Raw genomic sequence first — 14,087 nt, 5'->3', positions numbered from 1 at the left:
TCTGATCCTTTTCAGAATAACACATAAATCTCGAAGAATCTTTTAAACCATGATAGAAATTTCGTAATTATTTAACAGGTCTTGCTCATTTACTGCGCTGACTGAAAGAAAATGATTTTTGCATGTAAATGTGAGGTACTGAACATTTACGAAATTTCCAAATTTATTTAAAGAATCTTTCGAGATTTCTATGTTATACTGAGATGAAAACTTAAATCTGGAGGAGGATTGCTGTGAAAATATTATTGGTAGAGGATAATGAGGATCTCTGTTCCATGCTGGAAATGCATTTTGAGAAGGCTGGGTATGAAACCGACATCTGTCACTCAGGTGCGGAAGCCCTGATCTATGCCTCCAATACATACTATGACTTGTTTCTCTTTGACCGTATGCTGCCGGAGTTGGATGGCTTATCCCTTCTCAAGCTTATCCGCCAGAAGGAAAACTATACTCCAGCCATCTTTATCACTGCCCTGGAACAGTTAAATGATAAAATAGGCGGCTTGGATGCAGGTGCGGATGACTATATCACCAAGCCCTTTGATATTTCTGAACTTATGGCTCGTATCCGGGCCATAGCAAGAAGGCCGGGTACCCGCAAAGATCCGGATATCCTAAGTTACAAAGAGCTGCGGCTGGAACCAGAAAAACAGATACTATCCTGGCAAAGCGCAGAGGTCTCACTCTCCTCAACGGAAACAAAGATGGCGGAAGTCTTCTTAAAAAATGCCGGAAAAACCCTGCCCAGAGCTTATCTTATAAATTCTGTGTGGGGTGGAAACTCTGATATCAATGAAAATAACTTGGATAACTACATTTATTTTCTGAGGAAGAGACTTAGACAGTTGAAGGTTGATGTGGCGATTAAGACAATGCACGGTGTTGGTTATTATATGGAATAAAGGAGCATACACTATGTTTCAAAATGTTCAAAGGCGGCTGGTCTTTCTCTATGTGCTGACTTCTGGAATCATTCTGACCCTTGCCCTGGGAATCACTGCGTTTCTCTATAGCCAGACGGTCATTCGACAGCAGGAGGCAGTCTTTCAGGCAAATATAGCCCACATAATGTCCAGAATCCAAAGCAGCAATAATATCCCCGATTCCTGGCTCAGGGAATTGGAGATGCAGGAGAAACTTGTGATTCGGATTGAGGAGAACAATATCCCCCTGCTGTATCAGGGTGCTTATGAGACACCCACTCAGAGGGAAGACCTTTTTCTTACTGTCTCAGAAAAGGTAGATTCGATATACAGACAGGAGGCTCTTGCCAGCCCTTCCCCATATCAAAGCGGGATATTTCATACAGAAGGGCTTCAGGGGGACCGTTATCTGGGTGCGTATATTGTTTTAGAACCATATGGAAGCTATATCAGCATTTTGGTATTAAATGATATCACAGGAGTGCGATCTCAGTTGAGACTTCGCTTATGCTATTTTTTAATTTTGGAATTTTTATGTCTGGGTGCTCTTTTTTTAATAGGGAGAACCTTTATCAGGCACGTCATGTATCCTGTCAGGGAAAATGAGCGGATGCAGAATGAGTTTGTAGCAGCAGCTTCCCATGAGCTTCGAACTCCAATTATGCTGATCCAGGGGGCAGCAGATTCCATGGATGTCTTTCCGGAAAAGGCAGACTATTTCGGAAAGATCATCCGCAAAGAGTGCAGCCGCATGCGGGAGTTGGTTAAAGACCTTTTGATTTTAACTTCCTCGTTAGAAGCACCTATTGGCAGCTTTCAGCTATTTGATCCTGTGACCCTTTTGATGGAACTCTATGAATCTTACCTGCCTTTATGCCATACCAAAGGCTTAATTCTGAACATAGAACTTCCGCAGGAGTACACAGCGGACTTAAAAAGCAACCCTTCCTATATTTCACAGATTTTACGTATTTTTCTGGACAATGCCATAGCCTTTTCTCCGCCGGGCAGGGATATCCTGTTAAAAGAACAGATAAACAAAAATTCGGTATACTTTCAAGTAATAGATCATGGTCCTGGAATTTTGGCTGAGGATAAACAACAAATTTTCCAAAAGTTTTACAGGGGCGACAAATCCAGAACAGACAAAGAACACTTTGGACTTGGCCTGAGCATAGCTAAAAAGTATACTCTTCTGCTGGGAGGTCAGATTCTCCTGAGGGATACGGAGGGAGGAGGCTGCACCTTTACTTTGAAGCTCCCACTTCATAGGCGTGGCGGCGATTAAGGAAAAGGAGTTTTCCTAGAATAGTGCTCCAATGGCTCCCAACAGCCCTGCACTTGCAGCCCCCATGATAAGGCCTGCCAGCAAAACCCCCAGCATTACGGCGATCACACTGGACTTGAAATCCATATCCAACAGACTGGCCGCCAGCGTTCCTGTCCACGCTCCGGTTCCGGGAAGCGGAATTCCCACAAATAAAAGCAGGGCAATTGGCAGCCCTCTTCCTGCCTTTTCTTTCAGCTTTTGCCCGCCTTTATGCCCCTTTTCCAAGCAGAAGGTAAAGAACTTACCAATTACAGGCTTGTCAGACCCCCACTCCAATACCTTTCTGGCAAACAGAAAAATAATGGGGACAGGCAGCATATTTCCAATCACAGCGATCACATAGGACTGCACAAGAGGGAGTCCAAACAGCTGTGAGTACGGAATTGCCCCGCGCAGTTCAATCAGCGGTACCATAGAGATCAAGAATACGTATAAATATTTGCTAAACAAATTATTTTCCTCCATTTACATGCCTTTTTTAGAGAAACTCGTACTTATTATAATGGCTTCTGCTTAGATTGTAAATGAAAATAAATGTTTTTAAACTGATTTCAGATAAAATTAAGATTTGTTGTAACTATTCAAAAGTCGGTGTATTTATCCCATAGGTGCGCCTTACTTTATCTTTACTGTTTTACTCAGGCCGGATTTCTTTAGAAGTCTCCGGTATTTTTGAATGTTCTTTTTCGGCACTTTGATGGAAGCTCTGGGAGATATACCTTTAAAGGCGCTCTTCCCTGCTTTTTTCAGCTTTGTTGTCTTTATGGTCAATGTCTTGAGTTTTTTGTCTTTATAGAAGGCCTTTGCTCCAATAGTGGTCACCTTTGCTCCAATAACGACCTTTTTCAGGTTTTTACATCCCATAAATGCACAGGACCCTATGCTCTTTACATTGCTGCCACAGTTTATGGTCTTTAACTTTGTGTTGTTTTTAAATGCATTATTTTGAATGCCTGTGACCTTCAGGGTATACCCATTGATGTTGACTGTCTTTGGGATGGTAACTGTGGTCCTCGTCTTTTTGATCGGTCTTACTATAGCTGTCTCAAAATTTTTCTTAACCTTGTAAACAAAGTTTTTGTCCTTATAAATACTATTTACTGCCGGCAGCTTAGATTCTACCACTGGGATATCCTTTATGGGCGGATCTTGTTTTTTCTGCAATGCTGCGATGGCCTCGTTCAATTCCTTTACTGCCAAATCCATTGCCGTCTGATCCAGGCGGTCGGCCTTTAAGGCCTTTTCTAAAGCCCGTGTGACTCTCGCAAAAGATTCCTGTGTATAGTCTCCGCTGTTTAATTTCTGCGCTTTTGCAACCGCCTCATCCAGGGCGGAGGCATTTGGCTCTGGTTTTAAGCTGGACTCCAGAAGAGTTATGGTTTCATTTAGGTCACTGTACAATTGTTCTATTTCCTCCTGGGATACCAGGGCGATGTATTCACTGTTTTTTGCCCGGTTCAGCTTAAAGGAAAGCTGGTCTGTCAATATATTACGCAACTCTGCGTTTGCGCTTAAAAGATCCTCACCCTTTTGGATCAGAGACTGCAGCTGATCTGTCTGAACGGCGGTATTACCATTGAGTGTAATCTCATTGATTTTACAAAAATCCGATTCCATGTTATTTTGGATTAGCACCCGGAATTTCTGTGCTGTAACAATTTGGGCCAAGGAAATCTCTTTACCCTCAAAATTTGGTATAGTATCTTTCCAGATCAATTCCTCCTGCGCGACGGTCTCCCAAGTCCCGTCAAGAAAGGCCTGGACTTCAAGAGCCTGCGGAGCGTGCTTTGGTTCATCGCTGATCAGTGTCAGACTCTCCATATGAATACTCCGGCTGCCGAAATCAAAGAGGATTTCACCATTCAAGGATTCATCCGTGTGTGTAAGCTTCAGGCCTGTATTAAGCTGGCGGTCTGTCAGAAGGCTTGGACTCCCCTCTGCAGTTGATAAGTTTTCTAGCGTTACACTTGGCAATCCAGTGGCTGCAGTTACTGGATTTTGACTCTGTTCAAATAACCGTATCGCCTCCTGCATTTCCTGGATCAGAGCACTTAGATCTTCTTCGCTGATATCGGGGTCTTCTGCTTTGGGCGAAATTTCTGCAATCCTTTGACTCAAAGTATCCGCGGCAGCCTGCGGATACTCTCCGGGATTACCGCCGAGCAACACGGAATCTAAGTAGCTTTTGGCTTTCTCAATCTCATTGTACAGTCCTCGAATATTCCGAATCACCCTACCCTGAGGCGCTAAGAGTCTCATATTCATCTTACCCCACGCATAGTATGTAGAATGAATCTGGATTCTTAACTTTGTGGTTTCCACAGACTTGGGCAACTGCACGGAGAGGATCTCTCCATGTGGAGACTCGGCACTGCTTCCGTTTCCTGAGACGGTCTTCCAGGGCAGTTCTGTGCGCTCAAGGGCGCTCTTCCACTCACCCGCCTCCCAATAGGTAACGCTCATCTCACGGATACCCTGATCCTTTGGCCACCATCCGATCATCAATATGGAACTTACCTGGACAACATCTATAAAGTTGTATTCAATGTAGGCATCCGACATGGTGGAACCTCCTGTATAAAAGTCCATGTCCTTTCCTGAGGGATTATCTGTAAGGTAAGCTGTATTACCAGCCTGAAGGGTAAGATTGTTCATGGTTATAACAGGGTCTTTTAAGGTATTGTCTGCGTCCATAAGCTTTGGACTTTGTATTTCCTGTGCGTATGCAGCCAGGGCTGTCTCCTGGACGGCTGATCCCGCGAGCATGACTCCTGCCAAAGCCAGACAAAGGTATTTCTTAATATATCTATAGCTCATTCTCTTCTTCCTCCTTTACACTTCACCTAAGATATGATACCCATCCCGGTATTCCACTCTGTTCGCCATGCGGGCATGTTCTCCGCCTTCCGATGAGAGCACGACTGCCAGCTGGTATACTCTGTTCTCATCCGGCTTTTCCAGCACAGCACTTACCGTTTTACTGATGCCTGGCTGCAGCTCCTTCATAGGACATCCCTCCTGTTGTGCTGCCACCCTTCCTTCCGTATCCAACAATACGATCTGAAAATGTTTCAGGCCAAGAGGAGCGGCAAATCCATCATTTTTGAGTGTAATCTCTGCTGTCACCTCTTTTCCGGTAACCTGAGCTTTTGCATTCTGCATGATCAGATAATAGCCCAAATGATCCCTGATGTATTCAAACATGGTTCTCTGGAGATTGTTGCCATTTCGGTCCTTGAACCAGCTCTCGTCGCAGCTCAAACCGTTGCTGGCCAGGATATTTTGGTTTACATATTCCTGTTGCCAGTCAACCATCGAGTAGGCTGTGTTTTTTTCTTTATAATTATGGGTCATACTCAGAGAAGTAAAGTGATGCTCCTTCAAGCGCTTGGCAATCAATGTGGCATCAATACTCCTTCCTCCCGTGTAAGCTCCGTTTGCACTGCCCCAGATCATTTCTCCGTCAACCAGCAGGTTTGCTGACTCCCTTGTCATCTGCTGGTAACTATCAGATGCAGGGTTATTACCCGCAGTGTTCCAGCCATGCAGGCTGCCGATCAGAAAATCATCGTGGTAACCCACCCGGTTCCAGTTCAGAGTATCCTCTCTGTCTACATTATTGTTTTTTATGTTCAGGTAACGGACTTGAATAAACATATCCTTGGGTGTATTCTGAAGAACAGCATCCACAATCCTTTTCTCCTCCATTCGTCCTCTGGCGCTGCCATCCCATTCTCCCCATGCCCCGATATACCCCATCTGAAAGACATGAATCTGCTCTTTATGATCTTCCATAAATCCCTTCAGCTCTTTGATGTGCTCTACAACCCTATCGGTAGTCGGTTCCTGGCTTATGGGCTTTGTATCATCAGAGATATAGGCGAATCGCAGCACTGCCTTGAGGTTATTTTTCTCCAGCTCCTCAAAGTACTGGTTCATTCTGGCAAATGCTGCCTCATCCAGGTCCTTGTCCTTATATCCGGTGAGATAGAAATAGACCTGTATCAGCCCAGGCTGATCCGTTTTGTAAAGCGCAATCTCATCATAGAGCTGCTTCACTGCATCCTCCCCGGCATGTTCAAAGAGGCTTTCCCCCGTAGCTACATCCAGATATACCTCCATGCGCAGTCCTCTGTCCGGATTTGACAGCAGGAGCGCGCTGTCCTCCCCTGCCAGCACAGGCACCTTAAAGTCATAGCTTTGGGTGTTTGAGGCTGATCTGACCACTGTCCCGGCGCTCAAAAGGCCGGCAGCGGTGACAGCCAGGGCCGCAATTGCTGCTGCAGCTTTTTTACTGTATTTCTTCCATGTATTTCTTTTCATAGCATTTCCCTCCAATTGCTTGATGAGGCTATTTTACCAAATAGATGCCTGTATTTTCGTTCATTATATAGTACATTTACGATATTTATTATAAAAAAACGCACTTATTCTACTTTGATATTGATTATATGAACAATTTTTTCTATAATATGGCATAGGAGGTGGTCAAATGAGACAACGGGAAAATATACTGGAATTGATTTTAAAAAGTCAGGAACAGAAAGATTTAATCCACAATGCATTGATTCAGACCCTGGAGCCGGGCTTTACCTTCGGGCCTCATTGTCACAGAAATGTGGAGCTCTGCCTCATGCAGGACGGGGAATGTGATATTCAGATTAACGGTGAAACGGTGACGGTGCACACAAAGGAGTTCTTAATCCTGTTCCCAAATGTAATACACGCCTTTCGGATGCGCGCGGAACGAAAATGCCAGTTTCTGCAGCTCCACTTCAACCCGGAAAACTTTCTAAATCTTCCGTCCAACACCTACCGTGACCAGCGATTTTTATACTACATTGCCACCGAATCCAGGCAGTATTTGAAGCAGAACTTTACCCCTCAGTTTCTGTCCTGCATCCAGAGGATCACCTATGAGATGAACAATGACCAAATCAATCACATCGCCATTGCCAACCTCTATATTTATGAACTGGTCCTTCTTCTGTCCAGAGAAATCACCCAATCCTTTCAGGACCTGCTGGAGCCCAAGCACCCCGCTGTGCTTTCCGCCATCCAATATATACAGGAGAATCTGGAAAAAAAGCTCTCCCTGGATGAGATAGCAAATGCCTGCTTTACAAGCAAACGCCATCTCATGAACCTTTTCAAGAGAGATATGCATGTGACAGTGAATGATTATATCAATATAGCGAAAATAAACTGCGCAATGGACAATATCTACAATCACTCGTCCACAGAGCTCTCCGAAAGCCTAGGCTTTTCCAGTGTACAGTATTTTTCGACCATTTTCAAAAAATATGCCGGGGTCACGCCAAAACAGTTTAAGACGCTGCAGTTTTCTGAGGAGTCTTTGGAACTGAGATAAGGTCTGTTACCGTGGCAGAAAGATGGAAAAGGTGGAGCCCTTCCCCAATGAGGAATCTACTTTGATATAGCCGTTCTCCTTGGATATGATTTCCCTGGACAAAAAAAGTCCGATCCCAAGACCCTTTTCCTTCTGAACCTGTGTGCAGCGGTAAAACCGTGTAAAAATCAGTCCCTGTTCCGCCTGTTCAATGCCAAGCCCATTATCCTTTACATCAATCCGCAAGAACATTTCATAGGGTGTGGCTGAAATCCCGATCCTAGAGCCTTTTGGAGAATATTTAATGGCATTATCCAAAACATTGCCAAGCGCCTCCAACGTCCACTTCATATCGAAGAGGCAGTCTAGCCCGCACTCTTCATAGGCAATGGAGATATTTCGGCGCAAAGCGTAAATTTCCCACTGCTGGCATGTCAGTAGAACCAGTTTGTCGACTGACTGTCTGCATGGACTTAATGAAATTAAATCAGCCTCCAGATGTGAGCTTTTGGTTAAGGCTTTCAGCAAAAAATCCAGCTTATCTGCCTGAGACTGAATCTGTGAGGATAGGAAACGTGTTTCCTCATCCAGCTCCTCTTTCTCTGACAGAAGCTGCGTATACAAAAGAATATTGGAGAGAGGTGTTTTTGTCTGGTGGGATACATCGGCTACAAAGGTTTTTATCCTGTCTCTCTCCTTTTTTGCAGCAGCTTTTGTCTCTTTAGAGATTGTAAGAAAATGGTTTAGTTTCTCATCAATAGCGGACTCCATAGACTCATTGTACTGAGGGCAGCTATCGTTCCCTGCAATTGCCTCGTTTATCCTGTGCAGAATCCGGTGCATCAGCGCCTCTGTGCGTCTGCGGTAAATGAGAATCACATAGGCGCAGACTGCTGCCTGGACCAAAATAATTAAAATGCAGACAGCAGCAGACCAAGTCATAAGTACTCTCCTTTTTCCTGGCTTGCCCACACATATCCTAATCCGTAGACTGTGCGGATATACTTGGGCTTTGAGGGCGTATCTTCCAGTTTATCTCTCAATCTGCGTATGGTCACCGAAAGGGCATTGTCTTCCACATACTCCGTTCCATCTGGCCAGATATATTCCATCATCCTCTGGCGGGTAAGCGTTGTATTCTGATTCTGCGTCAACAGGTAGAGGAGTTTCTGTTCTGTTTTACTCAGCTCCACGGGTTTCCCGTTCTTAAAAAACTCCATGGTGGTAAAGTGAAAGGAAAAAGAATCCAGCTCGTAGGGAACCCCTGTATCCGATGGAAGGGAACGGCGAAACAAGGCATTGACCCGGGCGCGCAGAACCATAAGACTGAAAGGCTTGGTAATATAGTCATCCGCACCGCATTCCAATCCTGCCACAATGTCCAATTCCATATCCCTGGCTGTGAGCAGAATAATGGGTATTCTGCTCATACGCCGATATTCCCGACACAGGTCGAATCCACTCCCGTCAGGAAGGTTCACATCCAAGATCAGCATATCAAAAGCCTGTTTTAAAAGGATCTTCCTTGCAAAAGAGAGGGTAGAACATTGAATAAAATCATACTCCTCTCTCTTCAAAGCCAGCGCTATGCCGTCGCTCAGCACCTCATCGTCCTCCAGAAGAAGTATTCTTTTCATGGTTTCTTTCCTTTCTCTTGTATTATATTTCTGTCAGTTGTTCAACCACACTACCCCTGTGTATCATACGATATGTGGATGGCGGTATCATGACACATACCACCAAAAAGAAGATGGCCGCCAGGAGACAGGGAATGACAGGGATACTAAAAGCAGTTCCATATTGGGAGGTTACCTGAAAGAAAAAATAACTGGCCGGCAGCCCTAAAAAGACAACAGCCCCCAGGGATGTCAATCCATAGTACAGGCCCTCCAGCGCCAATACACCCAATTGCTGACGCCGTGTCATACCAATACCTTCCAGTATGGCAAACTCTTTCCTTCTATTTTCGATTCCTGTAGCAGTCAGATTGAAGTAATTCATAAGAGCCAGAACGAACAGAATCAGAGAGAGGCACCCTCCCAGTACACGCATCTGGTCTTCGGATTTTTTCATTTCATCATAGCTGTCCAGCTTAGATTCTAGTAAAAACAGGCTGGTATCCTGGAATATTTTTCGCACAGCTTGTTCTGCCTCCTGATTAAACGGCGTATCGTAATCCACATTCACCAGCTCCAGAATAGGATCTTTTTGCAGACTGATTAAGTATTCCTGGCTGACAAGCAGATTAGGAGCATATCCTCCCGCCAGTCCTCCTGAAACATAATCATATGGACACTGCGCAGCAATTTCGATTTTGTGCCTCACATCCGCCTTCTCCTCAGATAAACGGAAGGAGTATTCTTTTCCGATGCAGGCTTCCAGTGAAATATCTCCAAAAGAACTCAGAAGAGCATATTCTCCAGAAGTAAACGCTGATTTATCCAGTGTTCCGCCCATTTTTTGATTTATTTTGTCAAATCCATTTTCATCGATAGCCTGAATACGTCCAGTATAATATGCGTCCGACGGATCCTCAATATATGCCTGAAGATGAGCTTTATAGTCGGTTCCTACGTAAAATGTTTCACACGCCTCCTTAAAATAGGCTTCTAAATGGTTTTCAGTATATGGAACCACGATTTCTCCTGCATACATCGTATCTATCCGGGCAACACCATTTGTATGTTCCAGTTCTGAGATCTTTCCGCTGTCAAATACTTGTCCTGGGACAGCATCTGTTGCAAACACCTTTGCATTTTTAATCACCAGATCACTCTGTCGCAGGGCATTTAAGACGCTCTTTGCATTATTTCCGCTGATATATACATTTACAGCCAGAAAGATAGTCAGGGCTATAAAAAAGGATGACAGTACAATAAATGCTTTTTTCTTATCCTGAAACACATTTCTGCGAGCCATGGACAGTGCCTTTCCGCCATCGCATCTTCGCCGCTGAGAGTGCTTATACTGACAGTTTAAATATCGGGTAGCTTCCACAGGGGAGATACTTGCAGCCAAGACTGCAGGCTTCCTGGAACTGAGCCAGACAGAAAGCAGGGAAAATACAGCGGCAGCCAGATAGACAACAGGGCTGAATTCCGCACCATGAGAGGCATCCAGCGTCGGATTGACAAGGTTCAGCACAGCCGGGACAATCAAAAAGGACACTCCCGCCCCTGCCAGTAATCCAATGGGAATACCAGCCACCGAGTTCCATAGCATCTGCATATGAATATAGCGCCGAATCTGGCGTGGAGTAACCCCCAATGTTTTAAGCTGTCCAAAATACCGCACATTTCGGGAAACAGAGATATACAGAACATTATGGATGAATAGGTAACCGCTTGCCAGTATCAAAAAAAACAGAAAACCCAATCCCACAGCAAAACGTATGAAATCATGTAAGAGATAACGGTCCGCTATCAGAACCTGACCAGTTTCCAGTTGGAATGCTTCCCCAATTTGGCGGAGGTCTTTATTGCTGTACAGTGGATTTTTAAGAATGATCTGGAGATAACCCTGTGAGAGATCAGTGGGCTTCACTCCTGTTTTCCGGTAGAAAGCTTCAGAGATATAACCTCTGGGCTTACTGGTGTAATCCCGAAAATAACCGGAGAGCTTAAACACCTTTGTGTCCGACTTACTATCCTCAGATAAGTCGTAGTAGGTCATAGGTAATTTCATGCCAATCTGCGGATTTTCTATTCCCAGCTCTCCAAGCATTTGTGTGGAAAGGATGATCTCATCCTCCGCCTGGGGGTAAGTGCCTGCCGTAAACTCATGGGCCGGCACGCACTGCTGCTCCCAGTTAACCTTATCGCTCCAGAAAAGCCGTATTTGGGTTGGAACTCCATCGTAGTTCTTAACTACAGCACATTTGACATTCAGGCCTGCCCACTGAATCTTATCCATCTGGTAAGCCTTTTGTATCTGTTTCTCCGTTGGGGCCGGAAGCATAATGTCATATTTAACCCCTGCCATGTACAGAGAACGCTTTGTCATAGCATCCCAATATCCCATCCCAATACTGCATACAGAGGTGATGAGAAACGCAGTCAGTGCAACAGCCAGTATAATAATCAGATTTCTTCTCTTGTTCCCCAAATAATTTCTCTTAGCCAAAAAGAAAATGGTCCTGCGGTTGTTCACTTTTATCATAAATTGCCACCTCCGCAGATTTTCCCATCCTCCAGATGAATGATACGCTCTGCCATCTGAGCTATTTCTTCATTGTGGGTAATCATTACAACCGTCTGCAGATAGCACTCGCTGCTGACCTTAATCAGTCCCAAAACATCCTGGCTGGTTCGGCTGTCCAGGTTTCCTGTAGGTTCGTCAGCCAGAATGATAGATGGCTTTGACGCCAGCGCTCTTGCTATCGCAGTCCTCTGCTGCTGTCCTCCTGAAAGATGGTCCGGCATGGAGTGGCGTTTGGCAGTCAGGCCCAGTAGGTCTAAAATCTCGTCGATAAATGCCCCATCTGGCTGAATACCATCCAACTGTAACGGCAGTACCACGTTCTCATAAACATTCAGCAACGGCAGTAGGTTATAATTTTGAAATACAAAACCAATTTTTCTCCTTCGGAAAATTGTAATCTCTTCACTCTTCATCTGTCCAAGGCTGTGTCCATCTACAATAACGCTTCCGGAAGTCGGCAAATCCAGCCCTCCCATCATATGCAGCAGAGTGGACTTGCCGCTGCCTGAGCTTCCCACTATGGAGACAAACTCCCCCTTTTCAACAGACAGATTTACTCCATCCAGCGCCTTTACTGCTGTCTCACCGCTTCCATAATATTTCCTTAAATCCTGTGTCAAAAGTATACTCATACATTTTCTCCTTTCATGGTATACCATTCTGGTATCCCGAAACTCATGGCGCAGCTAGTGCGCCTTATAAGGTATACTTAATGATACAAGATAAATCTTTCCATATCCTTTCCAGGAGATGACATATTTGTCATATTTATAAGCACACTACTTCTCCATAGCTCTGCGACAGTGTAGAGAATGCTGGGCTTTCTCCAGTTCTTTACTGTCCAGTCTGTATCGCAACAGGAAGAGCAGAGCAGAAACTATTTGTATAACAGCGGGAACAATAGTGACCGAGAAAATAATACCGTGGATGGTGGACTGGGTCTGTTCTGCATTTGCCACATATCCTGTGGATGCCAGAATATAGGCTGGTATGGTGCCGCCCAGGGCATGTCCAAGTTTAGCAACCAATGACTGTAGGGAGGAAATTGCCCCCTCCGCACGCATTCCTCCCCTATACTCCACGTAGTCAATGTTGTCCGCCTGAATTCCATACATAAGAACCATCACAAGGCTGCTCCCGAGTCCGCTGAGAATAAAGGATACATAGATCAGGGGGACACTATGTACATCTAAGAGTCTTAAAAAAAGTGCTGCACTGATGAGAAGTATTCCTGAACTGTATACGATCCGTTTTCCCACAATACGCACCAGGTAAGTATTTAACAGGACAGCTCCTGTCATTCCGATCAGTTTGAACAGGGACGCCTTAGTCAGAAGCGTTACATCCTCCATAACATAAATCATGTAGTAAATCTCTGTGGTTCCGCCGATTGCTCCTCCGATAGAAAACAGCAACTGTGACAGAAAGGTAATCAGCACAGGTTCCAAAGTTAGAAAACCAAACATCTGTTTAACGGAATACTTCTGATTTTCTGACGCGCCCACACGCTCATTCACTCCCAGAGCTCCGCCCACAGAGAATACTGCAATCGCTGCACTTGCAATCCCAACCAATATAAAATAAGCGGTCCGCTTGTCTGCGTAAGCATTGATCACAAGGGGAACCCCGATAGAGATGATCATAGAGCCGGCCATATAGCCCACTCCTTTGATAGAACTCAGGGCGCTGCGCTCTTTGGCATCGTCTGTCATCACCGGAATCATGCTGTTTAATGAGATATCCATGACAGAGAAGGTGATGCCCAGCAGAAAATAAGATATGTATGCCACAAAGAGCTTTAAAGAGGTGGGAACCAGGGCAGGGCCATACCAGATAAGCATGTAGTTTAGCGCACAAATAACAGAACCCACCAGTAAAACCTTCCGGAACTTCCCAAATTTTGTCCGAGGTCTCTGGTCAATGAGATATCCGATCAGCGGATCATTCAAAGCATCAAATATCTTTGTAATTAAAAAAGAGTTCCAACAGCCGCCGCGTCCATTCCCACCACATCTGTGTAAAAAATAAGCAGATAACCGCCTATCAATGTGGTCACGGGAATATTGCCAATGTTGGCAAAAAAGAAAGCAACTTTCTCCCTCAAGCAAAGTTTTTCATCTCTTGCACACATGTTTTCTTCTCCCTGTTAAAATATTCTATTTTTCTCTCTACAGAACATAATAACATTTCGGGACGCACAGCGCAAACTCAAGTTTATGTTTGTTTAAAACCAGACTCCTTGTTGAAATGCATCCGTATGCAGAAGAGCTCTGAATAGCAGCTC

The 14,087-nt window shown here is 44.8% G+C and carries 12 protein-coding genes; 3 read left to right on the top strand and 9 right to left on the bottom strand.

Translation table 11 applies throughout. From position 1 onward, the window contains the following. The first annotated feature begins 233 nt into the window (after window positions 1-233). Both AC0THY_RS14150 and AC0THY_RS14145 read left to right on the top strand, forming a co-directional pair. The gene (locus tag AC0THY_RS14150; RefSeq protein WP_489991245.1) at window positions 234-902 is read left to right on the top strand and encodes a response regulator transcription factor; all 669 of its coding nucleotides are present in this window, start codon (window positions 234-236) and stop codon (window positions 900-902) included. A 13-nt stretch (window positions 903-915) separates the two neighbouring features. Next, a complete protein-coding gene (locus tag AC0THY_RS14145; RefSeq protein WP_489991244.1) occupies window positions 916-2,211 on the top strand; it encodes a sensor histidine kinase in 1,296 nt (431 codons plus the stop codon). A gap of 15 nt (window positions 2,212-2,226) precedes the next feature. Here the strand turns inward: AC0THY_RS14145 and AC0THY_RS14140 are convergent, their stop codons facing one another. The 3 genes from AC0THY_RS14140 to AC0THY_RS14130 all read right to left on the bottom strand — a co-directional run bounded on the left by AC0THY_RS14140 (window position 2,227) and on the right by AC0THY_RS14130 (window position 6,576). Further along, the gene (locus tag AC0THY_RS14140; protein ID WP_489991243.1) at window positions 2,227-2,718 is read right to left on the bottom strand and encodes a COG2426 family protein; all 492 of its coding nucleotides are present in this window, start codon (window positions 2,716-2,718) and stop codon (window positions 2,227-2,229) included. A 150-nt stretch (window positions 2,719-2,868) separates the two neighbouring features. Then, a complete protein-coding gene (locus AC0THY_RS14135) occupies window positions 2,869-5,070 on the bottom strand; it encodes a leucine-rich repeat domain-containing protein (RefSeq protein ID WP_489991242.1) in 2,202 nt (733 codons plus the stop codon). 15 nt (window positions 5,071-5,085) lie between these two features. Then, window positions 5,086-6,576, bottom strand: a complete 1,491-nt coding sequence (locus AC0THY_RS14130; RefSeq protein WP_489991241.1) for a DUF4874 domain-containing protein — start codon at window positions 6,574-6,576, stop codon at window positions 5,086-5,088. A gap of 169 nt (window positions 6,577-6,745) precedes the next feature. On the opposite strand from AC0THY_RS14130, the gene AC0THY_RS14125 reads away from it, so the two are divergent. Then, window positions 6,746-7,624 carry an AraC family transcriptional regulator gene (locus tag AC0THY_RS14125; RefSeq protein WP_489991240.1) on the top strand — a complete coding sequence of 293 codons (879 nt, stop codon included), beginning with the start codon at window positions 6,746-6,748 and terminating at the stop codon, window positions 7,622-7,624. A 6-nt stretch (window positions 7,625-7,630) separates the two neighbouring features. Here the strand turns inward: AC0THY_RS14125 and AC0THY_RS14120 are convergent, their stop codons facing one another. The 6 genes from AC0THY_RS14120 to AC0THY_RS14095 all read right to left on the bottom strand — a co-directional run bounded on the left by AC0THY_RS14120 (window position 7,631) and on the right by AC0THY_RS14095 (window position 13,934). Next, window positions 7,631-8,545 (bottom strand): sensor histidine kinase, encoded by a 915-nt coding sequence (locus AC0THY_RS14120; protein WP_489991239.1) that lies wholly within the window; start codon window positions 8,543-8,545, stop codon window positions 7,631-7,633. Continuing rightward, window positions 8,542-9,240, bottom strand: coding sequence for a response regulator transcription factor (locus tag AC0THY_RS14115; RefSeq protein WP_489991238.1), 699 nt, complete (start codon window positions 9,238-9,240; stop codon window positions 8,542-8,544). Before AC0THY_RS14115 ends, AC0THY_RS14120 begins: the two co-directional genes overlap by 4 nt. A 22-nt stretch (window positions 9,241-9,262) precedes the next feature. Beyond that, window positions 9,263-11,761: an ABC transporter permease gene (locus tag AC0THY_RS14110; protein ID WP_489991237.1), complete on the bottom strand. Its 2,499-nt coding sequence runs from the start codon at window positions 11,759-11,761 to the stop codon at window positions 9,263-9,265. Beyond that, a complete protein-coding gene (locus tag AC0THY_RS14105) occupies window positions 11,758-12,435 on the bottom strand; it encodes an ABC transporter ATP-binding protein (RefSeq protein ID WP_489991236.1) in 678 nt (225 codons plus the stop codon). The genes AC0THY_RS14110 and AC0THY_RS14105 overlap by 4 nt, the downstream gene beginning before the upstream one ends. A 147-nt stretch (window positions 12,436-12,582) precedes the next feature. Beyond that, entirely contained in the window at window positions 12,583-13,752 is a 1,170-nt protein-coding gene (locus AC0THY_RS14100) for an MFS transporter (RefSeq protein WP_489991235.1), read from the bottom strand. Window positions 13,753-13,772: 20 nt separating this feature from the next. Next, window positions 13,773-13,934 carry a hypothetical protein gene (locus tag AC0THY_RS14095; protein WP_489991234.1) on the bottom strand — a complete coding sequence of 54 codons (162 nt, stop codon included), beginning with the start codon at window positions 13,932-13,934 and terminating at the stop codon, window positions 13,773-13,775. Window positions 13,935-14,087: the final 153 nt, after the last annotated feature.

The organism is Ruminococcus sp. 8Y-12 (assembly GCF_058119865.1).
This window is presented reverse-complemented; position numbering and strand designations above follow the sequence as displayed.